The sequence below is a fragment of the Ruegeria sp. N4 genome (assembly GCF_056531425.1).
The window spans coordinates 132752-156163 of sequence record NZ_JBQFLT010000003.1 but is presented as its reverse complement, the minus strand read 5'-3'; the positions used below and the strand labels follow the sequence as shown (position 1 = coordinate 156163).

The 23412-nt window shown below is 61.1% G+C and carries 19 protein-coding genes; 3 read left to right on the top strand and 16 right to left on the bottom strand.

All coding sequences use genetic code 11. The features are described 5' to 3' along the window. Positions 1 to 112 precede the first annotated feature (112 nt). Complete coding sequence (locus tag ACR0LW_RS07205) at positions 113 to 1663, top strand: proton-conducting transporter transmembrane domain-containing protein (RefSeq protein ID WP_480882066.1); 1551 nt, start codon at positions 113 to 115, stop codon at positions 1661 to 1663. Positions 1664 to 1677: 14 nt separating this feature from the next. After that, on the top strand, positions 1678 to 4089 hold the full coding sequence (locus ACR0LW_RS07200; RefSeq protein WP_480882065.1) for a YbcC family protein: 2412 nt from the start codon (positions 1678 to 1680) through the stop codon (positions 4087 to 4089). A gap of 48 nt (positions 4090 to 4137) precedes the next feature. Here ACR0LW_RS07200 and ACR0LW_RS07195 read toward each other — a convergent pair whose 3' ends face one another. From ACR0LW_RS07195 to ACR0LW_RS07150, 10 genes are all read right to left on the bottom strand, one after another. Further along, positions 4138 to 5283 carry an iron-containing alcohol dehydrogenase gene (locus ACR0LW_RS07195; RefSeq protein WP_480882064.1) on the bottom strand — a complete coding sequence of 382 codons (1146 nt, stop codon included), beginning with the start codon at positions 5281 to 5283 and terminating at the stop codon, positions 4138 to 4140. Beyond that, positions 5280 to 6662: an aldehyde dehydrogenase family protein gene (locus ACR0LW_RS07190; protein ID WP_480882063.1), complete on the bottom strand. Its 1383-nt coding sequence runs from the start codon at positions 6660 to 6662 to the stop codon at positions 5280 to 5282. Before ACR0LW_RS07190 ends, ACR0LW_RS07195 begins: the two co-directional genes overlap by 4 nt. A 94-nt stretch (positions 6663 to 6756) precedes the next feature. Beyond that, on the bottom strand, positions 6757 to 8043 hold the full coding sequence (locus ACR0LW_RS07185; protein WP_480882158.1) for a glutamine synthetase family protein: 1287 nt from the start codon (positions 8041 to 8043) through the stop codon (positions 6757 to 6759). Positions 8044 to 8114: 71 nt separating this feature from the next. Then, positions 8115 to 8864, bottom strand: a complete 750-nt coding sequence (locus ACR0LW_RS07180; RefSeq protein WP_480882062.1) for an N-formylglutamate amidohydrolase — start codon at positions 8862 to 8864, stop codon at positions 8115 to 8117. Positions 8865 to 8880: 16 nt separating this feature from the next. Beyond that, a complete protein-coding gene (locus tag ACR0LW_RS07175; protein WP_480882061.1) occupies positions 8881 to 9654 on the bottom strand; it encodes an inositol monophosphatase family protein in 774 nt (257 codons plus the stop codon). 27 nt (positions 9655 to 9681) lie between these two features. After that, a complete protein-coding gene (locus ACR0LW_RS07170; RefSeq protein ID WP_480882060.1) occupies positions 9682 to 12126 on the bottom strand; it encodes a GcvT family protein in 2445 nt (814 codons plus the stop codon). Between the two features lie 8 nt (positions 12127 to 12134). Next, entirely contained in the window at positions 12135 to 13016 is an 882-nt protein-coding gene (locus ACR0LW_RS07165; protein WP_480882059.1) for a phosphotransferase, read from the bottom strand. 1 nt (position 13017) lies between these two features. Then, the gene (locus tag ACR0LW_RS07160; protein WP_480882058.1) at positions 13018 to 15009 is read right to left on the bottom strand and encodes an ABC transporter permease; all 1992 of its coding nucleotides are present in this window, start codon (positions 15007 to 15009) and stop codon (positions 13018 to 13020) included. Continuing rightward, positions 15006 to 16028: a quaternary amine ABC transporter ATP-binding protein gene (locus tag ACR0LW_RS07155; RefSeq protein WP_480781220.1), complete on the bottom strand. Its 1023-nt coding sequence runs from the start codon at positions 16026 to 16028 to the stop codon at positions 15006 to 15008. The genes ACR0LW_RS07160 and ACR0LW_RS07155 overlap by 4 nt, the downstream gene beginning before the upstream one ends. A 76-nt stretch (positions 16029 to 16104) precedes the next feature. Beyond that, a complete protein-coding gene (locus tag ACR0LW_RS07150) occupies positions 16105 to 17046 on the bottom strand; it encodes an ABC transporter substrate-binding protein (RefSeq protein ID WP_480882057.1) in 942 nt (313 codons plus the stop codon). 202 nt (positions 17047 to 17248) lie between these two features. Between ACR0LW_RS07150 and ACR0LW_RS07145 the strand changes: the two genes are divergently transcribed. Next, the gene (locus tag ACR0LW_RS07145) at positions 17249 to 18031 is read left to right on the top strand and encodes a DeoR/GlpR family DNA-binding transcription regulator (protein WP_480882056.1); all 783 of its coding nucleotides are present in this window, start codon (positions 17249 to 17251) and stop codon (positions 18029 to 18031) included. On the opposite strand, the gene ACR0LW_RS07140 is transcribed toward ACR0LW_RS07145, so the two are convergent. The 6 genes from ACR0LW_RS07140 to bioB are packed head-to-tail and all read right to left on the bottom strand — an operon-like array spanning position 18028 to position 23410. Further along, positions 18028 to 18789 carry a methyltransferase domain-containing protein gene (locus tag ACR0LW_RS07140; RefSeq protein ID WP_480882055.1) on the bottom strand — a complete coding sequence of 254 codons (762 nt, stop codon included), beginning with the start codon at positions 18787 to 18789 and terminating at the stop codon, positions 18028 to 18030. The genes ACR0LW_RS07145 and ACR0LW_RS07140 overlap by 4 nt on opposite strands. Next, the gene (locus tag ACR0LW_RS07135) at positions 18786 to 19403 is read right to left on the bottom strand and encodes a pimeloyl-ACP methyl esterase BioG family protein (protein WP_480873807.1); all 618 of its coding nucleotides are present in this window, start codon (positions 19401 to 19403) and stop codon (positions 18786 to 18788) included. Before ACR0LW_RS07135 ends, ACR0LW_RS07140 begins: the two co-directional genes overlap by 4 nt. After that, complete coding sequence (gene bioA / locus ACR0LW_RS07130; protein WP_480882054.1) at positions 19400 to 20686, bottom strand: adenosylmethionine--8-amino-7-oxononanoate transaminase; 1287 nt, start codon at positions 20684 to 20686, stop codon at positions 19400 to 19402. Before bioA ends, ACR0LW_RS07135 begins: the two co-directional genes overlap by 4 nt. Beyond that, on the bottom strand, positions 20683 to 21303 hold the full coding sequence (gene bioD, locus ACR0LW_RS07125) for a dethiobiotin synthase (RefSeq protein ID WP_480882053.1): 621 nt from the start codon (positions 21301 to 21303) through the stop codon (positions 20683 to 20685). Before bioD ends, bioA begins: the two co-directional genes overlap by 4 nt. Continuing rightward, entirely contained in the window at positions 21300 to 22433 is a 1134-nt protein-coding gene (locus tag ACR0LW_RS07120) for an 8-amino-7-oxononanoate synthase (protein WP_480882052.1), read from the bottom strand. The genes bioD and ACR0LW_RS07120 overlap by 4 nt, the downstream gene beginning before the upstream one ends. Beyond that, the gene (gene bioB, locus ACR0LW_RS07115; protein ID WP_170453854.1) at positions 22430 to 23410 is read right to left on the bottom strand and encodes a biotin synthase BioB; all 981 of its coding nucleotides are present in this window, start codon (positions 23408 to 23410) and stop codon (positions 22430 to 22432) included. Before bioB ends, ACR0LW_RS07120 begins: the two co-directional genes overlap by 4 nt. Positions 23411 to 23412: the final 2 nt, after the last annotated feature.

Here is a 23412-nt window from a genome sequence, read left to right as displayed (position 1 = left end):
TTCTATTTAACTGAACGAAAACCTCAGAACAATGAATTTTTCATTGGGCTGCACGCGCAATATGTCCTGCGAAACAGGCCGAGTCAGCCCAAGACCAAAAGGGACGCGCAAAATGCTTCATCTGTTTCTTCCATTGTTAAGCCCGCTGATTCTGCTGGCATCGGCGTATTACGCCAGTCGCCATCCGGGGTTGCGGCCGGGCAATGTCGCGAAACTGTCCGAATGGGCCGCCCTGGCCGCCTTTGCGGTGGCTGCTATCTCGGCGCTGTTGCTGGTGACGCAGGGTTCCGGCACATCGCCGCTGATTGGCTTTTTGGGCCTGGGGTTATCAGTGCGACTGGATGCAGTCAGCGCCATCATGCTGGTGCTGGTCAGCTTTATCGGCTGGATCGTGTTGCGTTACTCGGCCACTTATATGGACGGCGAAGCACGGCAAGGTGCGTTCACCGGTTGGATGTCTGCCACGCTCGCGGCTGTCCTGCTGTTGGTGATGTCGGGCAATCTGGTCCAACTGTTGGCGGCTTGGATCGCGACCAGCCTGATGTTGCACCAGTTGCTTTTGTTTTATCCAGAACGCACCACCGCTCGACGTGCTGCTCGTAAAAAGGCCGTGGTGGCGCGGATCAGCGAAGGCGCGCTGGCCGTTGCGGTCGTACTGCTGCTTGCCAGCTACGGCACCACCGACATTGCGACGATCCTGTCTTCGGCCCAAGGAAACGCCCTGACCATCGTCGCGGCCTTGCTGATCGCGTTGGCTGCGGTCATGGCCTCGGCCCAGTTCCCGATCCACGGCTGGCTGACCGAAGTAATGGAGGCCCCGACCCCGGTATCCGCCCTGTTGCATGCAGGCGTCATCAATTCCGGTGGCTTCCTGCTGATCCGCTTCGCCGACGTCATGCTGGTCGCCCCGGGGATCATGGCAATGCTGGTCATGCTGGGTGGATTCACCGCGCTGTTCGGCGGGTTGGTCATGCTGACGCAACCGGCTGTGAAAACCTCGCTGGCGTGGTCCACCATCGCGCAGATGGCCTTCATGATCATGCAGTGCGGTCTGGCGCTGTTCCCGCTGGCCCTGCTGCATATCGTGGCGCACTCACTGTACAAGGCGCACGCCTTTCTCAGCGCGGGTGAGGCCGTGCGGAACGTGGCCGCAATTCGCCGCCCCGGCCCGGTTGCGGTGCCAAGCGCACGGAATGTGGTGCTGGCCTTTGCCACGGGCATCCTGATCTACGGCATCGTGGCGGCGGTGTTTGGCATCGACGGCAAGTCGGTCCAGGCCATTGCACTTGGCGTCATCCTGATCTTCGGTGTCGCTTACCTGCTGGCGCAGGGTTTTGCAGATGCAGCGCCCGGAGCACTGACCCGTCGCACGGTGATCTACGCCAGCGTCACCTCGGTCAGCTACTTCGTGCTGCAAATCATCGCGCAAAAACTGACCGCAGGTACCCTGCCCGCGACCCCGGTTCCGGGACCGTTGGAATGGGCGCTGATCATCCTCGCCCTGATCAGCTTTGGCGCGGTCGCGCTGGCGCAATCCACCTTCCCGCTTTGGGCCTCGCATCCTGCTGCGGCGGGCATCCGGGTGCATTTGTCGAACGGGCTCTATGCCAATGCAATCTTTGATCGGCTGCTGGACGGATGGTCCAAGCGGCAGACTGTGTAAGAGGGGTTCTCAAGATGTACATGAAGCACGAAAGCTATCCCGCAGCGCTTTTGGAACTGGTCGCACTGGCCAATGACGCGGCCCGTCAGATCCCGCCGCTGTTTCCCTTGTCCTCGAATGTCGCGGTGAACCCGTTTCTTGGGCAAACCAACGAGCCTTTGGCCGTCACCGCCGCCCGACTTGGCCGGGTTGCGGGAACGCGGATCACGCCGGATCGCACGGCGTTTGCAGAAAAGTTGAACGCCGGAGAGATCACCGAAGCCGATCTGCTTGATGCACTGGCCCATATCGACAGCCCGTTTGACACACCGTCGCCAGAGGATTTGGCAGCAGCGCTTGAAACCCAGGCGGCACATCCCGCACCTCTGCCCACTGTCGCCGATCTGGCCGCAGAAGTTTCGGGGATCGACTGGCCCGGCCTGATTGACGAACGGATCGGAGCCTGGGCCGCCAGCCACTTTGATCAGGGTCAGGCGCTGTGGCAGGCCAACCGCACCGGCGGGGCCTATATTGCCTGGCGTGAATTCGCCACACGTGATCTGACGCTCGAGATACACGGCCTGAAAGGTTTTGGTGCTTTTGTCGCCGGCACCAACCGCTCGCAATGGCGGGCGATTGGCCGGGCGTCCGAGGCGCTGGGGGTGACGCCCAAAGCCGCTGGAACCGCCTTCCACCGCTGGCTGATGACGCTGGGCGGATGGGCGCAATATGCGCGCTATCTGCTGTGGCAGGCCGAGCTTGAAGGCAAGACCGACACCACCACGACCGAGTTGCTGGCCATCCGCATGGTGTTTGAAGAGGCGCTGTTCGACCTTTATCGCGATCAGATTGCCGAACGCTGGGCCGAGACCGTCGCGCAACATGAAACTCCGGTTACACCATCCCGCGATATGGTGATCGACGCGGTGCTGCAGGATGCCGCTGAACGCGCGCAACAACGCCAGTTGGGACTGTCGCTTGCCAAGCGGCAACCGCGCAAGATCGCGGGCCGCCCGATGGTTCAGGCCGCGTTCTGCATCGACGTCCGGTCAGAGGTCTTTCGCCGCGCCCTGGAAGCGCAGGGCGAAGGGATCGAAACCCTCGGGTTCGCAGGCTTCTTCGGCCTCGCCAGTGCCCACAAGGCGGCGGGTTCGGATGTGACCGAATTGCGGGGTCCCGTGCTGCTGAACCCCGGTGTCTGCTCGCATGCGGCTGAGGATACGCAGGCCGACCTCAACCGCCGCTACTCCGCACGGGCCAAGCGCGCCTGGGGCCGGTTTAAGCTGGCCGCGGTGTCCTCTTTTGCCTTTGTCGAGGCGACGGGGCCGGTCTATGCCGGAAAGCTGCTGCGGGATGCGCTGGGGAAAGGACATGGTGGGTCTACGTTCGATCCTGCACCCAAGCTGGACCCATCAATTGACCTGCCCACACGGATCGCATCGGCAAAAGCCATCCTTGGTGCCATGTCCCTGACCAGCAACCTTGGCCACATCGTCATGCTGACCGGTCATGGCGCGGATGTGACCAACAACCCGCATGAAAGCGCCTTGCAATGCGGTGCGTGCGGCGGCCATGCCGGAGATGTCAGCGCCCGCCTTCTGGCAGGTCTTTTGAACGATCCAGCCGTGCGCAACGGGCTGCGCGAAGAAGGGATCGACATCCCCAGGGACACGCTGTTCCTGGCCGCCATGCACCACACGACAACGGATGAGGTGACACTGTTCGATCAGGACCAGTCGACCGGCCAATGGGCGCAGAATATCGCGCAACTGAAGATGTGGCTGCAATCGGCTGGGCGGCTTGCCCGGACCGAACGCTCAACACGTCTGCCTCGGGCCCGAGGGGCTCGCGACATCGCCCGCCGCGCCACCGACTGGGCCGAACTGCGCCCCGAATGGGGTCTGGCCGGATGCCGGGCCTTCATCGCTGCACCCCGGTCCAGGACGGATGGGACCGGCCTGTCAGGTCAAACCTTCCTGCACAGCTATGACTGGCGGGACGATACCGGGTTTGGCGTGTTGGAACTGATCATGACCGCCCCGGTCGTGGTCGCAAGCTGGATCAGCCTGCAATATTATGGCTCGACCGTTGCGCCGACCCTGTTCGGCGGCGGCAACAAGCTGCTGCACAACGTGGTCGGGGGCATCGGCGTGGTCGAAGGCAATGGCGGCGCGCTGCGCCCCGGTCTGCCCTGGCAATCGGTGCATGACGGCGAAGCCTATCAGCACGACCCGCTGCGCCTGTCGGTGGTCATCGAAGCCCCGCGTGAAGCAATGAACGACATCCTGAGACGCCATCAAAGCGTCAAAGAGCTGTTCGACAACCGCTGGCTGCACCTGATCGCCATGGACGAAAACGGCGATCTTGCCTGGCGCTACACGAAAGACCTTGAATGGGTCCCTATGGTGAATTCCGAGATCAGAGAAAACGCCATCGCAGCGGAATAACCGCATCACATGAAAGGCCCGGCGGGGAAACACGCCGGGCCTTGTGCTTTACAACGCCGCTTTGAACAGCTGGGTCAGGTTTTCCCTGGTCAGTTCAATCGGATTGCCGCCGCAGGACGGATCAATGATCGCACCTTCGACCAGTTCCGGGATCGACGCATCGGTCACACCCAGTTCGGACAACGTGCGTGGGATACCGAGCGAGTCGTTGAATTCCTGCACAAAATCCCGGAACCCGTAGAACCCGCCTTCGATGCCCAGATAGGCTGCGGCCGACTGGAACCGGTCAGCAATAGCAGGGGCATTGAACTCCAGAACGCTGGGCATGCAGACCGCATTGGTGGTGCCGTGATGGGTGTTGAAATGCGCGCCGATCGGATGGCTCATGGCGTGAATCGCACCCAGACCCTTCTGAAATGCGGTCGCGCCCATGGCCGCTGCACTCATCATCTGGGCGCGGGCTTCGATATCGGTTCCATCGGCATAGGCGCGCGGCAAGTAGTCCTTGACCAGCCGCATCCCCTCTAGCGCGATACCCTGAGACATCGGGTGGTAGTGCGGGCTGGAAAACGCCTCGACACAATGGGCAAAGGCATCCAAACCGGTGCCTGCTGTGATGAACTTGGGCATCCCCACGGTCAGTTCCGGGTCGCAGATCACCACCGAGGGCAGCACTTTGGGATGGAAGATGATCTTCTTCACATGGGTTTCGGAATTGGTGATGACACTGGCGCGGCCCACTTCGGACCCGGTCCCGGCGGTGGTCGGCACCGCAATGATCGGCGCAATCACGTCGGCATTGGCGCGGGTCCACCAGTCGCCAATGTCTTCGAAATCCCAGACCGGGCGCGTCTGACCGGCCATGAAGGCCACCATCTTGCCCAGATCCAACCCCGAGCCACCGCCGAACGCGATCACCCCGTCATGGCCACCCGCCTGATAGGCTGCAACCCCGGCGTCAAGGTTCTTTTCACTCGGGTTCGGATCCACATCCGCAAACAACCCGCGCCCAAGACCGGCGGCCTCCATGATATCCAGCGTTGCGACGGTAATCGGCAGATCCGCCAACCCCTTGTCGGTCACCAGCAGAGGGCGCTTCATCCCGGCCGCCGCGCAGGCCTCGGGCAGCTCCCGGATGCGGCCAGCACCGAATTTTATCGCGGTCGGGTAAGACCAGTTTCCAACAAGGCTCATGATGTCACCTTCTTCAGATGGTAGGATTTGGGGCGGGTCAGGTTGTGATAGCCGATGACCGAAAGGCCACCGCCCTGCCCGGTATTCTTGCAGCCGGTCCAGCACAGGCCGGGATCCAGATAATCGGCCCGGTTCATGAACACGGTACCAGTCTCGATCTGGTCCCCTACCCGCGCCGCGCGATCCACGTCGCGGGTCCAGAGGCTGGCGGTCAGGCCGAACTCACTGTCATTCATCAGCGCGATCGCTTCTTCGTCGCCGGACACTTTCATGATGCCCACCACGGGACCAAAGCTTTCATCCCGCATCACCCGCATATCGTGGGTCACATTGGTCAGAATCTGAGGGCTCAGATACGCACCGCCATCATCTTCGGCGAAAGTGTCGATATGGGCCACAGCGCCATCGGCCACGGCCTCGGCAATCTGCGCCCGCACCTCATCAGCAAAACGCACGTTCGCCATCGGACCCAGAGTGGTCTCGCTGTCCAGCGGATTGCCCAGCTCATAGCCCTTTACGATCTCAACCGCCTTGGCGACAAAATCATCATAAAGACTCTCATGCACGTAAATCCGCTCGATCCCGCAACAGCACTGGCCCGAATTGAACATCGCCCCGTCAATCAGCGTATCGACCGCCGCATCCAGATCGGCATCCTCCATGACATAGCCGGGGTCCTTGCCGCCCAACTCGGTTCCGACGCCGGTAAATGTCCCCGCCGCCGCGCGCTCCATCGCCTGACCACCACCGACCGAGCCGGTGAAGTTCACAAAATCAAACGCATTGCCTGCGATCAGATCATTGGTCACGTCATGGCTCAGAAACACGTTCTGGAACACATCCTCGGGCACACCCGCCGCATGGAAGGCCTGCGCCATACGTTCACCCACCAACAGGGTCTGCGTGGCGTGTTTCAACACCACCGTATTGCCTGCGATCAACGCCGGAGCGACCGTGTTGATCGCGGTCATGTAAGGGTAGTTCCAGGGCGCCACCACAAACACCACCCCATGCGGAATGCGCTTGATATAGCGCCTGAACGTCTCATCCTCGCCCACCGCGATATCCGCCAGAGACGCTTCAGCAATCTCCGCCATATGGCTGGCCCGCTCGTTAAAGCCGCCAAACTCACCGCCATAGCGCACCGGCCGGCCCATCATATGCGCCAGTTCCGGCACGATCTGCTCATTCATCGCGCCGACAGCGGCGACACCGGCCATCACCAGATCAATTCGCTCCTGCAATGGTCGCGCCGCCCAGCCAGCCTGCGCCGCCCGTGCCCGGCCAGCAACCTCAAACGCCGCCTCCGGCGACAACACCTCGCGTTCCGCAAAAACCGATCCATCAATCGGCGAGACACATCGCAACATCTGCCCCATATCCACTCCATCTACCAGAAACGCAGGGTCCCCTGCTTCTTCTGTTCAAAAATACCTCGGGGAGTGCGAGGGGCTGGCCCCTCGCTCCTGCCCTTTACGCCCGCTCAAACCCGCGCGCAATTTCCCAATCGGTCACCACACGCTCGAACTCTTCGATCTCAACCTCAGCCGCGCGCGCATAGTGATCCACCACCTCATCCCCCATGGCAGCCCGCAGCATGGCCGACCCATGCAACGCATCCCGCGCCGCGCGCAGGTTGCCCGGGATCATGCCCGTATCGCCCTGATAGACGTCACCTGTGGCGGGCGGTTGTAACTCCAAACCTTCTTCGATCCCCGCAATCCCGGCGGCCAGCATCCCGGCCATCGCCAGATAGGGGTTCATGTCTGACCCCGGTATCCGGCACTCCACCCGCACCGCCTTGGTGCCATCGCCACACAGACGGAATCCGGCGGTGCGGTTGTCCACCGACCAGATGATCCGCGTCGGCGCAAAGCTCCCCTTCATGAACCGCTTATAGCTGTTGATGTAAGGCGCCATGAAATAAGTGTAATCGGCGGCGTATTTCAAAAGACCCGCCATGTAGCTTTTCATCAGCGCCGACATGCCCAACGCATCCGACTGGTCATAAAACGCAGGCTGCCCATCCTTCCACAGCGACTGATGCACATGCGAAGAACTGCCCACCTTTTCATGATGCCATTTCGGCAGGAAGGTCGCTGCGTGCCCATGCTGCCACGCGATCTCTTTCACCGCGTTTTTGGCAATCGAGTGATATTCCGCTGTCGCCATCGCCGGTGCGTATTTGATGTTCAACTCTTCCTGCCCGGTCTCGGCCTCACCTTTCGAGTTCTCGACCGGAATGCCCGCATCCCACAAATGGTTGCGGATCGGGCGCATCACATGCTCTTCCTTGGTGGTCTGAAGGATGTGGTAATCTTCGTTGTAACCCGATATCGGCTCCAGATCGCGAAACCCTTCCTTGCGGATCTGGTCAAAACTCTTTTCGAACAGGAAGAATTCCAATTCGGTCGCGCACATTGCCTCATAGCCCATGGCTTTCAGGCGGTTCACCTGTTTCTTCAGGATCGAACGCGGCGCGTGCGGCACCTCTTCATGCGTATGATGATCCAGCACATCGCACATAACCATTGCGGTGCCTTCAAGCCACGGCACCGGGCGCAGCGTGCTCAGGTCCGGCTTCATGACATAATCGCCATAGCCCCTCTCCCAACTGGTCGAGGCGTAGCCGTCCGGTGTGCCCATCTCAAGATCGGTCGCCAGCAGGTAATTGCAGCAATGGGTCTCTTCCCACGCGCCCGCAACAAAGTGGCCCGCATGGAACCGCTTGCCCATCAGGCGGCCCTGCATATCGACCATGCAGACCAGAACCGTATCCACTTCGCCCGCAGCGACCTGCGTCTTGTGATGTTCGAAGGTAAGTGTTGCGGTCAAGATGCGTCCTCCCTGAGTTCCTGAATGGCGGGTCTGAGCAGCGCCAGTATTTCATCCGCCACCGTGGCAACCTGTTGATCCGAACGCAACAGATCGTTGCGCACTTCGATCATGACATTCGCCAGTCCCCGGCTGATCGCGTGCAGGCGCAGGGAATGGGTCACACCGTCCAACGGCCCATAGGGTTCGTTCCGCTCGATCCGGCGGCCCGAGACCTGATCCACGTGATCCAGCATCAGATCGACCAGACGGCTGTCCTCATCATGCAGCAAGCCGATTTCGACGGCGCGGGGTTGGCCGAAATAGATGGGCGTAAACGAATGGACCGTGACCAGCACCGTTTCAGGCCCGCGCATGCCCAGAACCCGCGCGACGGCGTCGCAGAACGGATCATACACGGTTGTCGTGCGCAACCTGCGTTGTTCCGGGCTCAGATCAACATTGCCCGGCACCTCGATCAGCTCGGATTTCACCGGCATGGCACTGGCGGCTTCAGGCGGGCGGTTGCAGTCATAGACCAGCCGCGACACGGTCGAGGCCACAGCGGGCGCATCCAGCGCTTGTGATAACCGTACTGTCAGGTCGCGCGCACCGGGATCCCAGACAGCGTGACTGTCGCGATCCGCTTCGGCCAGTCCCAACCCTTCGTAATACGGCGGGATAAACGCGCTGGCATGTTCGCACAGCAACACCACGCGCCCCGCCCCATCGGGGTTAATGATCTCAACAGTAGGGCGGCTTTTCAAATCTTGGCTCCATCGGTTAGGCGTTCAGCAGGCTCAAAAGCTCGGCGTGCAATTCGGGCGTTGCGGCTGAAACAACCGCCACGTCAGATTGCATGGTCAGGGCCTGCCCCTTCCAATCGGTCATCACCCCGCCTGCCGCCTCGATCAGCGGGCAGAGTGCAAGGTAATCATAGGGTTGAAGCTCATAATCCACCACTGCATCCACATGCCCCGCAGCCAACAGCGCATGAGGGTAGCAATCATACGCAAAGCGGCGGGTCTGCCCGGCCTGCATCAGACGGTCAAAGACCGACGGTTGATCGCGGTATATCTTGTCGCCCTCATTCACATACAGGATCGCCTGTTCCAGACGTGTCACGTCCGAGGTCTGAATGGCCCGATCATTCAGCGTGGCCCCGCTGCCACGCGAGCCCACAAAGGTTTCATTCATCGCAGGCATACCAACGATGCCAAGCTGCGGCTGACCATCGACAAGATGCGCCAGCAGGAAGCCGAACAGGGGATGCCCGGACAGGAACGAACGTGTGCCGTCAATCGGGTCAATCACCCATAGATGTCGTCCATCACCGGCTTCCTTGCCCTGTTCCTCACCGAATATGCCGTGTTCCGGGAAGTGCTGACGCAGATAGGCCCGCACTTCGGCTTCCACGCCCCGGTCGGCCTGGGTAACAGGGCTTTCATCCTGTTTGAATTCCACCCCCAGCGTGCCCCGGAAGTACCGCATCGCCGCCTGCGATGCGATATCCGAGATCGCCTTTGCGTGGTCTTCAAGCGCCATGGCATCCAGCATGTCAGGTTCCTTTTGACTGCATTCGGGTCACGCCTTGATCCGCTCCATTTTCGGATCGTAAAGCGGCTGTAGCGAGACCTGACACGGCACGCGTCGGGTCGCAACCTCAAGCTCATAAGTGCCAGAGGTGACAAACTCCGCATCGACCCCATCCGGATTGCGGACATAGCCGTAGCCGATGGATTTACCCACCGTGTAGCCACACCCGCCCGAGGTCAGCCAACCGACGCGTTTACCGTCGCGATAGATCGTCTCGCGCCCCAGCAGCACTACATCCGGGTCGACGGTGAAACAGGCCAGCATCTTTTTGACGCCGTCGGACTTTTGTTTTTCAGACGCCGCGCGGCCTTTGAAATCGACATCCTTGCGCAGCTTCACGGCCCAACCCAGACCGCTTTCGAATGGGGTGTGATCCGGCCCGATCTCGGCCCCCCAGGCGCGATAACCTTTCTCAAGCCGCAGCGATTCAATCGCGCGGTAGCCCGCGTTTACCAGACCATGGGGCTGACCCGCCTGCATCAGCGCGGCGTATACCGTCTGGGCGTATTCCACCGGCAGGTGCAACTCCCACCCCAGTTCGCCCACATAGGTCACGCGCAGGGCTTTGACCGGGCAACCGGCGATGCCGATGGTGCGGATCGTGCCGAATTTGAACCCGTCATTCGAGACATCATCCCGCGTCACCGCCGCCAGTATATCCCGCGCCTTTGGTCCCATCAGCGACAGCACGGCGTTGGATGAGGTGATGTCGAACAGCTGGCAATTCATGCCTTCGGGGATATTGCGGCTGATCCAGTCGAAATCATGGGTGGCAAAGCCGGTGCCGGTGACGATGTAGAACTCATCATGTGCAACGCGGCCCACCGTCAGGTCACATTCGATCCCGCCCTTGTCGTTCAGCATCTGGGTATAGGTCAGCGCACCCACCGGCTTGTCCACGTCATTGGCGCAGATCCAGTTCATCGCCGCCAGCGCATCCGGGCCTTTCAGGGCGAATTTGGCAAATGAGGTCTGGTCAAACAGCACCGCCGCCTCACGCGTTGCCTTGTGTTCCCGGCCCACGGCGGCGAACCAGTTCTGTCGTCCAAAGCTGTATTCGTCCTTGGGTGTCTCACCCAACGACGCATCCGCATACCAATTGGGACGCTCCCACCCCAGTTTCTCGCCAAAACACGCGCCCTGCGATTTCAGCGTGTCATAGAGCGGCGATTTCCGGCACGGACGCCCCGAGTCATGCTCCTCATGCGGCCAGCCCATTGTGTAGTGCTTGCCATAGGCCTCGACCGTGCGGGTACGCACCCAATCGGTGTCGAAATGCGGGCGGCCAAAGCGGCGAATATCGGCAGACCACAGGTCGAACGGCGGCTCGCCCTTATGCACCCATTCCGCCAGCGCCATACCCGCGCCACCTCCGGCTGCGATGCCAAAGGCGTTGAAGCCCGCGCCGACGAAGAAATTGTTCAATTCGGGCGCTTCGCCGATGATGAAATTGCCATCGGGGGTAAAGCTTTCCGGCCCGTTGGTCAGGGTTTTCACCCCTGCGTTTTCCAAAGCGGGCACACGACCCAGCGCCAGTTCCATCAACTGTTCGAAATGGTCGAAATTGCTGTCGAGCAGCGTGTAGTGGAAGCCCTGCGGAATGCCCTTGGTGGCCCATGGGATCGGGTTCGGCTCATAACCGCCCATGACCAGCCCGCCTACTTCTTCCTTGTAATAGGTCAGCCGATCGGGGTCGCGCAGGGTCGGCAGGTTCCCGGGCACGTCAAAGGGTTCCGTGACCATATACTGATGTTCCATCGGCACCAGCGGCACGTTCACCCCGAAGCGCCCGGCGAAGGTGCGGGTCCACTGACCGGCGCAGCAGATCACCTTTTCGCATTCGATGCGGCCATGTTCGGTGATCACGGCACGGATCTTGCCATCTTCGATCTCGATATCGGTGACCTTGGTGTCCTCAAAAATCTTCGCCCCGGCCATGCGGGCACCCTTGGCCAGCGCCTGCGTGATGTCCGAGGGGTTCGCCTGACCATCCGTCGGCAGATAGGCCGCACCGATCACGTCCGAGACATCCATCAGCGGCCACAGCTCCTGCGCCTCGGACGGTGTCAGCAACTGCATGTCCAGACCGAAAGAATGCGCGGTGGTGGCCTGCCGTTTGACCTCGGTCCAGCGTTCCTCGTTACAGGCCAGCCGCAGGCCGCCGTTCATTTTCCACCCCGTACCGAGGCCGGTTTCTTCTTCGATCTTGTTATACAGATCGACCGAATAGCCCAGCAATTGCGTGATATTGGCGTTCGAGCGCAACTGCCCCACCAGCCCGGCGGCATGAAACGTGGTGCCCGAGGTCAGTTTCTTGCGCTCCAGCAGCACCGTGTCGGTCCAGCCCAGCTTGGCCAGGTGATACGCGGTCGAGCAGCCGATGATCCCGCCACCGATAATGACGGCTTTGGCTGTTTTCGGAAGGTCGGTCATGTCTGTCCTCAGGTATTTTTGAAATCGGTAAGGGCCGCGCGGAACCGCGCGAGGTTTTCAGCCGTGTAGGCCGCATAGTCAAAGTCGATATCCGAGGTGATCTCGGACACCATGCTCCACATCGTTTCGCGCAGCAGCGAGGCGCATTTCATCGCCGTATAGCGGTGGCGCAGGTCGTCGGTGACAGGGGTCTGGAAATAGGTCTCCAGCATCCAGTCCTCCTGTTCGGGGGAAAGCCCGTTGTTCGAGGCCAGCCCGCCCAGATCAAACAGCGGCGAGTTGAACCCGGCATAGTCGAAATCGATCAGCCACAGGCGGGTGCCATCGTCCAGAAAATTGCCGCAGAGCAGATCGTTATGGCCAAAGACCATGTCATAGGGCCCGGCCTCGGTTTCCAGATCGTTACCCGTTTGCACCAGCTCCGGGATCAGGGCCACGTGGGCGCTGCCGCGTTCCGTGAGTGTAGCGGCATAGTCGCGGATGACGTGGAACACCCAGAACACCAGCGAGGGGCCGCGCAGGTGTTTGGTCACCTCCGTATGGCAGGCTTTCACCAGATCCAGCACACGGGGCAGCATGTCGGGGTGGCGCACATCCTCTTCGGTCAGGGTGCGGCTTTCGATGAATTCCAGCACTGTCAGATCGCCCGAGGCATGGACCACCGCAGGGGAAAGACCTGCAGCATGGGCGGCTTTCGTCGCGGCCAGTTCGTTAAAGCGCATCACCTGATGCAGTGGGATATCGTCGCCGACACGGACAACATAGGACCCGCTGTCATCGGTCACTTTGTAATTCACGTTGGTGATGCCGCCGGTCAGTGGTTCGGCGGCGATCTCGCCCTGCCAGATTGGCAGAGCGCGGATGCGGGTCATCAGATCGGATTGGCTCATGTCAACTCTCCAGTCCAAAGCGGATGCGGGCCTGACGGGCGCTGGCGTTGATCAGCCGATCAGCGATGATGGCGATGAAGGCAATCGACAGACCGGCCACCAGACCCCGGCCTGTATCGGCCTTGGTCAGGGCGATATAGACCTCTTGCCCCAGATCGCGGGTGCCGACGAGGGCGGTGATTACCAGCATCGACAGCGCCAGCATGATGGTCTGGTTGATGCCCAGCAGGATTTCCGGCAGTGCCATAGGCAGGCGGATATGGCGCAGCAGTTGCGCGCGGGTGCAGCCCGAGACCAGACCGGCCTCGATCAACTCCTCACTGACGGAACGCACTCCGTGTGCGGCATAGCGCACCGCCGGGGCCAGCGCATAAAGGACGATGGCGATCAGCGCAGTGAAATCTCCGACCCGGAACAACATCACAACGGGGATCAGGTAGACAAAGCTGGGCAGGGTTTGCAGCGTGTCGATCAGCAGGTTGATCACAGCGCCCGCCCGTTTGTTCAACGCCGCCAACACGCCCAGAGGCACCCCGATCAACGTCGCCAAAATCACCGACGCGCCGCACAGATAGACCGTCACCATCGCCTTGGACCACAGGCCTGACACAAGGATCAGCGAGGCCATGCCACCGCAGAGCAGCGCCAGCCGCCAGCCGCCTGCGTGCCAGCCCAGCAGGGTCAGCATCGCGATCGCCCAGGGCCACGGGATGCCCAGCAGCACCGTCTTGATCGGGATCATGAACCACGTCAGGAAAAAGACCTTGATCGCCTCGAACATGTCGAAATAGTTGACGTTCAGGTATTCGACCGTGTTGTCCCAGAACGCGCCCGTCGTGATGGTCTGACCTTCGGGATATTCCAGCAGCAATGGCGAGAACTGGCCCAGCACCCATGTCAGCACCAGCAGGATCAGCACCAGAACCGTGCGGCGATGGCGCGCGATCCACGCGCCCAGCTGTTCATGATGCACCTGCCCCATGCGCTCGGCGAAAGCCTGGCTCAGTCGATCAACGGCAATGGCCAGAACCACGATGGCAATCCCTGCCTCGAACCCCGCTCCAATATCCAGACGGCGCAGCGCGGCGAGGACGTCGAACCCCAGCCCTCCGGCCCCGATCATCGAGGCGATGATGACCATGTTCAGCGTCAGCATAATCACCTGATTGACGCCCACCATCAGGCTGTGACTGGCCGAGGGCACCAGCACGCGCCACATCAGCTGCCGCTGGGTTGTACCTGCCATGCGGCCAAAATCCAAAATCTCGGGGTCCACGCCCTTCAGCGCCAGCGTCGTGATCCGCACCATCGGCGGGGTGGCGTAGATGATCGTAGCAACCAGCGCCGAGATCGGACCAAAGCCGAACATGAACAGGATCGGCACCAGATAGGCAAAGATCGGGATCGTCTGCATCAGGTCCAGAATGGGTGAGATGATCTTTTCGAACAACGGATGGCGATAGGCGAGAATGCCCAGCAACAGCCCTCCGCCTGCGCCAATCGGCACGGCGATCAGGACGGACGCCAGCGTCACCATCGCACTGTCCCATTGTCCAAAGACGGCGAGATAGATGAAACAGGCCCCGACCAGCGCGGCCAGTCCCCAATCGCGGCAGTACTGACCCAAGGCAATCACGGCGGTGATCACCACGATCCAGCTGATCGCGGGCAGGATGATCTGCGCGTCATTGCCCTGACCGCTGACAAACCCATCGGCCAGCAGGGCCAGCACCAGATTATAGGGTTGCTCGATCAGCCAGGCGATGGCGCGGGTGACATCGGTGAACGAGACCGGGCCAATCGCGGCATCCTCGATCAGCCAGGTCATTGCCGAGGAGATATAGGTCTTGAACGGGATCACCCAGGCCGAGGGGAACTTGGTCAGCCAGCGCGCATCCAGAGCCTTGCCCAGATCGCGGCCGAACCAGCCCAGCAGGATCGTGATCAGCACGAGCGACAGGATGGTAATCTGGCTGCGGCTCAGGCGGATCATGCGGCGTCCCCGTCACCGAACAGCACATGCGCCACGGCCTTGCGGTCGATGGCCCCGACGATCTGGCCGGTGTCGTCTGAAACCGGGATCGGCGCATCGGCCGCGATGATCCGTTCCGCCACGTCCGAGACGCGGGTAGATTGCGGGATCGGGTCGCCCTGACCATCCGCACCGGCGGCCATCACGCCGCCAACGGTCAGAACCTTCGAGCGGGGTATATGTTTCGTAAATTCAGCCACATAATCAGTGGCCGGGTGCATCACCAGCTCTTCTGGCGTGGCGATTTGAATCACCTCTCCGTCCTTCATGATGGCGATGCGGTCGGCCAGACGGACAGCCTCTTCAAAGTCGTGGGTGATGAAGACGATTGTCTTATGCAGCCGCTCCTGCAGGCGCAGAAACTCATCCTGCATTTCGCGCCGGATCAGCGGATCGAGCGCCGAGAACGGCTCGTCCAAGAACCACAGATCCGGTTCCGTCACCAGCGAGCGGGCGATGCCGACGCGCTGTTGCTGGCCGCCTGACAATTCGCGCGGATAATAATCCTCGCGCCCTTTCAGCCCGACCAGTTCGACCACTTCGCGGGCTTTGACCTCGGCCTCAGCCTTGGGTGTGGCCTGAATGGTCAGTGGGAACATCACGTTCTGCAAAACGGTCAGATGCGGCAGCAGGGCGAAATGCTGGAACACCATGCCCATCTTGTGGCGGCGGATCTCGATCAGTTCCTTGTCGCTGGCGCGCAGCAGATCGGCATCGTCAAACAGAACCTCTCCGCCCGTGGGTTCGATCAGCCGCGACAGGCAGCGGACCAAGGTGGATTTGCCCGAGCCGGACAGGCCCATGATGATGAAAATCTCACCCTCGGCGATGTCGATATTGGCGTTGCGCACCGCGCCGATCACGCCCGCCTTGCGGATGTCATCAGCCGACGGGTTCGGATTTTGCCGCAGCAGCGCATCCGCATTCGGACCGTAGAGTTTCCACACGTTACGGCAGGACAATTTGGTCTTGGGGGTCATCTGGGACGTCCGATTGAAAGGCCGGGTAAGCCGGAGCGGTTGGGGAGAACAGGGTGACCGCTCCGGCCAATGCAGATTACTTGGAGACCCAGCCAGACCAGCGGTCTTTATTGGCCCCCATCCAATCTGCAACAACGGTATCAATCTCGACGCCGTCCAAATCTGCCTTGCCGACCATCGCGCTCATCTCATCGTTATTGATGCTGTAGGCTTCGATGATGTCATAGGCACCCGGCCATTTTTCCTGCAAACCGGACCAGGCCGCCTTCCAGATCGGGCCGCGCGGCTTGCCGCAGTCATAGGCCAGATCGGGATTCACCCCCACGGACGGATCGGCGTAGCATTCCGGGGAAAACGGCGGGAATTCAACGAATTCACCGTCGTATTTTGCCGGTGCCCAATGAGGAACGTAGACCCACAGCATGATTGGATCTTCGCGCTGATAGGCGGATTCCAATTCGGCAAACAGGGCCGCATCGGTGCCCGCGTGGACAACCTCGAACTCAAGCTCCAGCGCCTCGACACGTTCTTCATCGAACCCGCCCCAAGTTACCGGACCACCAACATAGCGCCCGTTCGGCGCGGTTTCGGCGGTGGCAAATTCCTCGGCGCAGTCTTTCAGCGCCTCCCAGTTGGGCAGGCCGGGGCAGCGGTCTTTCATATAGGACGGATACCACCATTCCTCGATCGCCATCAGGCCGGTTTCGCCCACATTGACCACATTGCCCGAGGCTGTCGCCTCATCCAGCGCCTCGCGCCCGGTGGTTTCCCAGATCTCCATCGCCAGATGCAGATCGCCGGTTTTCAGACCCGCGAATTGGGCGATGTAGTCGGCCTGCACATATTCGACGTTATACCCCGCCTCTTGCAGGATCGAGCCCATGATCTTGGTGTTGATCAATTGCCCTGACCAGTCATGCAGCGTCAGCTTGATCGGGTCCGAGGATTCCACAGCCCCCGCCGAGGTCACGCCCGCAACCGCCAAAGCCAATACGCTAAGTCCCAGTTTGAGTTGCATTATACCATCTCCCTGTCGTGGTTTTTCTTTGTGAATCGGTGGTATTATTGAAAGACGACCACATTGTGGGGTTTTGTGTCAATAAAAACCACGTTAAGCCACACAATTACTCTCAAATCAAAACCTAACCGCGCAAATTCTGGCAATTGCGTTGCTTTATGTGGTAGTTGTGATACCCCTAGTGCCAACTACTGCCATCACCATGGACCCAATGAACCTAAAAACCACAAATCAGCGAGAAGATGAGATTTTGCGCGCCCTGTTCCGGTCGGGCGGATCCTGTCGGGTCAGCGTGCTGGCCAATGAACTTGGCGTGACGCTGGAAACCATCCGCCGCAATGTGCGCAATCTGGAAGAGCGCAGTATCGTCCGCAAAGTCCATGGCGGCGTTCATCTGGTCGAAAACCTGCTGGAACCTTCGCTGGAAAGCCGGTTGGACAGCAAGGTCGACGCCAAGGAAAAGCTGGCCAAAGCCGTCGCCGAGATCATCAGCGACGGGGATTCCCTGTTCCTCGATATCGGGTCGACGACAGCCTATGTGGCGCAGGCCCTTCGGGATCATAAGGACCTGTTTGTGGTGACAAATTCAGTTGTCGTGGCCAACACGCTGGCCGCGCATAACAACAACCGCGTGTTCATGGCCGGGGGTGAGTTACGCCCCCATGACGGCGGTGCATTCGGGGTGGAAGCGCAGGAGTTGATCAGGCGATTGAACGTCCGCTTTGCGATCCTGTCGGTCGGGGCGGTAAACGCCGATCTGGGCTTCATGCTGCATGATTTGCAAGAGGCCAACCTGGCGCGGATCGCAATCGACAACGCTCAGGTGCGTGTGGTGGTGGCCGATGGCGAAAAACTGGGCAAACGGGCCCCCGTGACGCTTGAGGTTCCGTCGAAGATCAACCTGTTTTTCACCGACACCCAGCCGTCGCAGGGCATTCGCGACATGTTGGCCGAGAACGAAATTGATCTGGTGATAAAGGACTAGCCTTCGCGTTTCTGGGCAATGATCCAGACCGGATGGTAGGTCAGCGGCACGCCCTGCCCGTCGCCGAATTCCGTCCAATAGTCCTGTTCGAACCGGGCCAGCGTCGACTTGGTCCAGGCACGTTGCGCGCGGCCATTCACGCCGGTGTTCCGCAGGTGTCGCAGCACGTCGCGCGGGTTGGCAAAATAGGAGGGCCGCAGACTCTCACCCGCGGATTTGACGATCAGCACATCTTCGATAGCTGCGCGCATTTCATCCGCCCCAAACAGGCCCGGTGCCTGCGCAGCGGATCCGATTTGCCGCAGTTCCTGATACTGTTTCGGGCCAAAACCGGATACGGCAAGCCAACCGCCGGGGGCCAAGGCCTTGGCCGCTTTGCGCAACAGATCAGCCGGGTTCTCCATCCACTGGATCATCGAGGCAGATACCAGCAGATCGATATGCGAGGGCCAGGATACCTGCCGCGCGTCACCTTCGATAAATCCGGCATCCACCGCATGTGCCGTTTCGCGGGCCTGCGGGGCGATGTCGTTCAGGCTCAGATGATCAACCGAGAACTGCGCGCGCAACAAACGGCTCAGATGACCGGTGCCGCAGCCCAGTTCGAAGCCCGCCCGATACTGAGTGGGCGCGCCCAGCCGGTGTAACTCGTCCACCAGCTTCTCGGCCACCCAGGCCTGCTGGTTTGCCGCATCGTGATAGGTGTGAAAACTGCGGCTGAAACTGCGTTGCACCTTGTCTGTCAGATGGACTGTCATGCAAACCACTCCGCCCAGCTTTGACCCGCTGCAAACGGGACATGAGGGGTATCGACGCGCCGGATAATGTCTGACCGATCCGTCCATGCGGCCTCTTGCGCGGTGGTGGGGATGACGCGATCCCGCTGAGGTATCCAGATGCGGTCAAAGCCGGGATCGTGGGCCGCGCCCCGATCGATCACGGCAAGCAGTTCGTCACGTGCGGCGGCAATGTCCAGCGCGGGCACAGACCTGACCAATCCGGCCCGGCGACAGAACTTGGTGAAACTCGCGTCAGACAGGTTATCCGCCGTTGCCCGGATCAGGTCGGGTGCGATGCCAAATTCGGTGCTGGCCGGGTTCAACGTCCCGCTGACAGCAACCAGCCGGTCAGGCCGGAAACCGGTCTGCGCCAGCCAATGCGCTGCCGATACAACCCCGAAAGAAAACGCCAGAAGGCGAACGCGATCAAACCCATCCAACGGTAGTGGCGCATCGATCTGCGTGTAATCCTGAACAAGCAACAGGTTGTCCGCATCGGTCAGACCATCAAAAGGCGCAGCCCCAAGTGCCCAGCCCCCGAAGACAAGGGTCAGGTCGGTTCCGTTCGAACGTGACAGCCACTTATGCTTCACTGCGCACCTCCGGCCAGCGCAACCATGGCCGCCGTGACGCGGCTCAGCTCATCAGCCGAGATGATGTAGGGCGGCATCGTGTAGATGTTGCGCGCAAAGGGGCGCAGCCAGACGCCGGTTTGCGGGGCAAGGCGGTGTGCGATCCGGGGATCAACCGTATCCTTCATCTCGATCACGCCAATCGCGCCCAAAACCCTGACGTCTGCGACGCCCGGCAAGTGGCGGGCGGGCTCCAGTTCAGCCCGCATCTGGCTTTCGATGGCAGCCACCTGCCCGGTCCAATGACCTTCGGCCAGAAGGCTAAGGCTGGCCGAACCCGCGACACAGGCCAACGGGTTGGCCATGTAGGTCGGGCCATGCATGAACACGCCCGCCTCGCTGTTGCCGATGCCATAGGCGATCTTCTCGCTGGTCACCGTCGCCGCGAACGAAATATGCCCGCCCGTCAGCGCTTTGCCCAGACACAGGATGTCAGGTGTTACACACGCATGATCGATGGCAAATAACTTGCCGGTGCGGCCAAAGCCGGTTGCGATCTCGTCAAAGATGATCAGAACGTTGTGGGCGTCACACAAGGCCCGCGCCGCGCGCAGCCATTCGGGGTGATAGAAATACATCCCCCCAGTGCCCTGCACGACGGGTTCAAGGATCAGTGCCGCAAGCTGGTCGCCCTTTTCGTCAAGCAGGCGTTCCAACGGCTCAAGCCCGTTTTGCGCCGAATCCTCAGGCCAGTCTTCATCCAGCCGCACATGCGGACGCGGCAGGAAGTGCTGGATCGACAAGGCACCTCGGAACAGCCCATGCATCCCGGTGACCGGGTCACAGACGCTCATCGCTTTCCAGGTGTCGCCGTGATAGCCGCCCCGCACGGTCGCAAACTCGACCTTGCCGGTTCGGCCATGCGCCATCTGATACTGCACTGCCATTTTCATCGACACTTCGACCGAGACCGAGCCGCTGTCGCAGTAGAATATCCGGTCCAACCCCTCGGGCAGCATGTCAACCATCCTGCGCCCCAGATCGATGGCCGGGTGATGGGTCAGACCGCCGAACATCACATGCGGCATCTTCTCCAGCTGGTGCTGCATGGCCGAGGTGATATCGGGGTGCTTATGCCCATGGATCGCGCACCACCATGAGGACATGGCGTCGATCATCTTCGCCCCGTCTTCGCGGTACAGATACACCCCCTCGGCCCGGTCGATCAGGTGCATCGGGCCGGGATCGGCCACGTTGGTATAGGGGTGCCACAGGTGGCGGGCGTCAAAATCCAGCGGAGTCATAGCGCCCCCCGGATGGCATCGACATCGATGGCCTGGAATGCGTTGGCCAGAGCGTCACGCGACAGGTCGGGCAGCATGGGCAGACGCCCCAGATGGCGCACATCGCACATCTGGACGATGGTCTGTTCCACATCCGGCTCGGGCTCACCCACAAAAGCCACGCCCACCACGCGGCACCCTGCATTTCGCAGCGCCATCAGAGACAAAGTGGTGTGGTTAATCGTGCCCAAAGCGGTCCGCGCGACCAGTACAACCGGGGCCTCCCATTGCGCGATCAGGTCCAGATAGAACAGCTTGCGGTTCAGCGGCACCATCAGGCCCCCTGCCCCTTCGACAACCAAGGGCCCGTCAACCTGCGGCAGGGACAGGCGCTTTGCATCGATTTCCAGCCCCATATCCTCGGCGGACAGGTGGGGCGAGGCGGGCATGTTCAGGCGATACGCCTCGGGCAGAACCTCGGCACCGGACAGGTCCCGAACGATGTCGGTGTCAGTCGCGTCTTCCAGCCCCGACTGCACCGGCTTCCAGTATGTCGCACCCAAGGCAGCGGTCAGCCCGGCAGAGAAGACGGTTTTGCCGACACCCGTATCGGTGCCGGTGACGATCAGCGCGCTCATGCGGCCTCCGATTGCTGTTGGGCCAGCGCGGTGAACAGGGCCGAGATGTCGGCATGATCCACATTGCCGGTGATCGAGATCCTCAGGCGTGACGTGCCGCGCGGAACGGTGGGCGGGCGGATGCCGCGCACGTCAAAGCCTCGCTCTTGCAGGGCCAAGGCCATAGCCATCGTGCGCGCCTCATCGCCCAGAATGACCGGGATGATCTGGCTGTTCAGCGCGGTTTCGGCGACGCCCTGCTGGCGCGCAACCGAATGCGTATGGCGAATGCGGTTCTTCGCGGCCTGTATCAGCCCTTCGTCCGAGACCAGCGCCTGCAAAGCCGCGCGCACCAGCGCTGCATTCAGCGGCGAAGGAGCGGTTGCGAAGATGAACGGTCGTGCGCGGTTGATCAACGCGTCGATCATCACCCGAGGTCCGCAGATCACCCCCCCGGCAACACCCAACCCTTTGCCGCAGGTGTGCAATGTCAACAGTTGCGCGTCCAGATCATGCGCCAGACCTTCTCCGTGCGCGCCATAGACGCCAGTGGCGTGCGCTTCGTCCACAACGAGAACCGCATCGAACTCCTTTGCAAGGGTCGCGAAGTCCGATAGCGGGGCAAGATCACCCTCCATCGAATAGACACTTTCGACGGCCAGCCAGATTTGCCCGGTGCCCCCTGCCGCGCGCCATTCTGCAGCCACCGCCCAGGCATCGCTTGCATCATTGTGCCGGAACGATCGCAGATCCGCGCGGCTGGCGCGCATCCCTTCATGGGCGCTGGCATGGACCAGCGCGTCGTGCAGAACCAGATCATCTGCCGCCGGAAGGGTGGAAAAGATCGCCTGATTGGCCTGAAACCCGCCGCCCATGAACAGGGCAGCCTCGGCACCGAAAAACGCGGCGGCCTCATGCTCCAGCACTTCGTGTTCGGGGTGGTTGCCGCGCAGCAGGCGCGACCCGGTGGACCCCACTGGCACGCCACGCGCCACCGCGTCCTGCGCGGCGTCCCGCAACAGTTGCGAGCTCGCCAGCCCCAGATAGTCGTTCGACGCAAAGTCCAGCCCTTTCGCCGCCGCCAAATGGCGACGACGATGGCGCGCATCCAGCGTGCCAAGCATCGACTCCAGCCGATCGACTGCTGTCATTCGGCAGCTTCCGTCTGCGCGTGATCTTCTGCCGTCTCGGGCTGAATACCCAGCTTGGCGAACAGGATCGAATCCACATCCTCTTCGGGGTTTTCGGCCGTCAGCAGCGTCTCACCCACAAAGATCGAGTTCGCACCGGCAAAGAAACACATGGCCTGCATCTCATCGCTCATGTCGCTGCGACCGGCGGACAGACGCACATAGGATTTCGGCATCAGGATCCGGGCCAGAGCGATGATCCGCACAAACTCAATCGGGTCAATCGGCTCGGCATCGGCCAGGGGCGTATCGGCCTGCGGCATCAGCATGTTGATCGGAACCGAATCCGGTGCGGGTTGCATGTTGGCCAGCGTCAGCAACATGTCGATGCGGTCGCCCGAATGCTCACCCATGCCCAGAATACCACCCGAGCAGACCTTGATCCCGGCTTCCTGCACCCGGTTCATCGTGTCGATCCGGTCGCTGAAGGTGCGGGTGGTGATGACCTCGGAATAATAGCGTTCCGAGGTGTCGATATTGTGGTTGTAATAGTCCAGCCCCGCATCGCGCAGTTGTACGACCTGAGTGTCATCCAGCATGCCCAACGTCATGCAGGTTTCCATGCCCATCGCCTTGACGCCTTCGACCATGGCGACCAGTGCAGGCATGTCACGGGGCTTGGGCTCGCGCCACGCCGCACCCATGCAGAACCGCGTCGCGCCGCCATCCTTGGCTTTCTTCGCCTCGGCCAGAACGCGCTGGATCTCGATCAGTTTCGACGCCGGCAGGGTCGAGCCGTTGCGGGCCGATTGCGAGCAATAGGCGCAATCCTCGGCACAGCCGCCGGTTTTGATCGACAACAGCTTTGAGGTCTGAACCTTATTGGGATCAAAGTTCTCGCGATGCACGGTTTGTGCCCGGAACAGAAGATCCATCAACGGAAGGTCATAGACAGCTTGCGCAGTTTTGCGGGTCCAGCCGGAATGGGGGATGATCATTT

What these genes read in the sequence shown, in the direction of transcription:
- ACR0LW_RS07205 (WP_480882066.1), top strand. Translation starts at nt 113, where the DNA reads ATGCTTCATCTGTTTCTTCCATTGTTAAGCCCGCTGATTCTGCTGGCA.
- ACR0LW_RS07200 (WP_480882065.1), top strand. Translation starts at nt 1,678, where the DNA reads ATGTACATGAAGCACGAAAGCTATCCCGCAGCGCTTTTGGAACTGGTC.
- ACR0LW_RS07195 (WP_480882064.1), bottom strand. Translation starts at nt 5,283, where the DNA reads ATGAGCCTTGTTGGAAACTGGTCTTACCCGACCGCGATAAAATTCGGT.
- ACR0LW_RS07190 (WP_480882063.1), bottom strand. Translation starts at nt 6,662, where the DNA reads ATGGGGCAGATGTTGCGATGTGTCTCGCCGATTGATGGATCGGTTTTT.
- ACR0LW_RS07185 (WP_480882158.1), bottom strand. Translation starts at nt 8,043, where the DNA reads ATGGTCGATATGCAGGGCCGCCTGATGGGCAAGCGGTTCCATGCGGGC.
- ACR0LW_RS07175 (WP_480882061.1), bottom strand. Translation starts at nt 9,654, where the DNA reads ATGCTGGATGCCATGGCGCTTGAAGACCACGCAAAGGCGATCTCGGAT.
- ACR0LW_RS07170 (WP_480882060.1), bottom strand. Translation starts at nt 12,126, where the DNA reads ATGACCGACCTTCCGAAAACAGCCAAAGCCGTCATTATCGGTGGCGGG.
- ACR0LW_RS07165 (WP_480882059.1), bottom strand. Translation starts at nt 13,016, where the DNA reads ATGAGCCAATCCGATCTGATGACCCGCATCCGCGCTCTGCCAATCTGG.
- ACR0LW_RS07160 (WP_480882058.1), bottom strand. Translation starts at nt 15,009, where the DNA reads ATGATCCGCCTGAGCCGCAGCCAGATTACCATCCTGTCGCTCGTGCTG.
- ACR0LW_RS07155 (WP_480781220.1), bottom strand. Translation starts at nt 16,028, where the DNA reads ATGACCCCCAAGACCAAATTGTCCTGCCGTAACGTGTGGAAACTCTAC.
- ACR0LW_RS07150 (WP_480882057.1), bottom strand. Translation starts at nt 17,046, where the DNA reads ATGCAACTCAAACTGGGACTTAGCGTATTGGCTTTGGCGGTTGCGGGC.
- ACR0LW_RS07145 (WP_480882056.1), top strand. Translation starts at nt 17,249, where the DNA reads ATGGACCCAATGAACCTAAAAACCACAAATCAGCGAGAAGATGAGATT.
- ACR0LW_RS07140 (WP_480882055.1), bottom strand. Translation starts at nt 18,789, where the DNA reads ATGACAGTCCATCTGACAGACAAGGTGCAACGCAGTTTCAGCCGCAGT.
- bioA (WP_480882054.1), bottom strand. Translation starts at nt 20,686, where the DNA reads ATGACTCCGCTGGATTTTGACGCCCGCCACCTGTGGCACCCCTATACC.
- bioD (WP_480882053.1), bottom strand. Translation starts at nt 21,303, where the DNA reads ATGAGCGCGCTGATCGTCACCGGCACCGATACGGGTGTCGGCAAAACC.
- ACR0LW_RS07120 (WP_480882052.1), bottom strand. Translation starts at nt 22,433, where the DNA reads ATGACAGCAGTCGATCGGCTGGAGTCGATGCTTGGCACGCTGGATGCG.
- bioB (WP_170453854.1), bottom strand. Translation starts at nt 23,410, where the DNA reads ATGATCATCCCCCATTCCGGCTGGACCCGCAAAACTGCGCAAGCTGTC.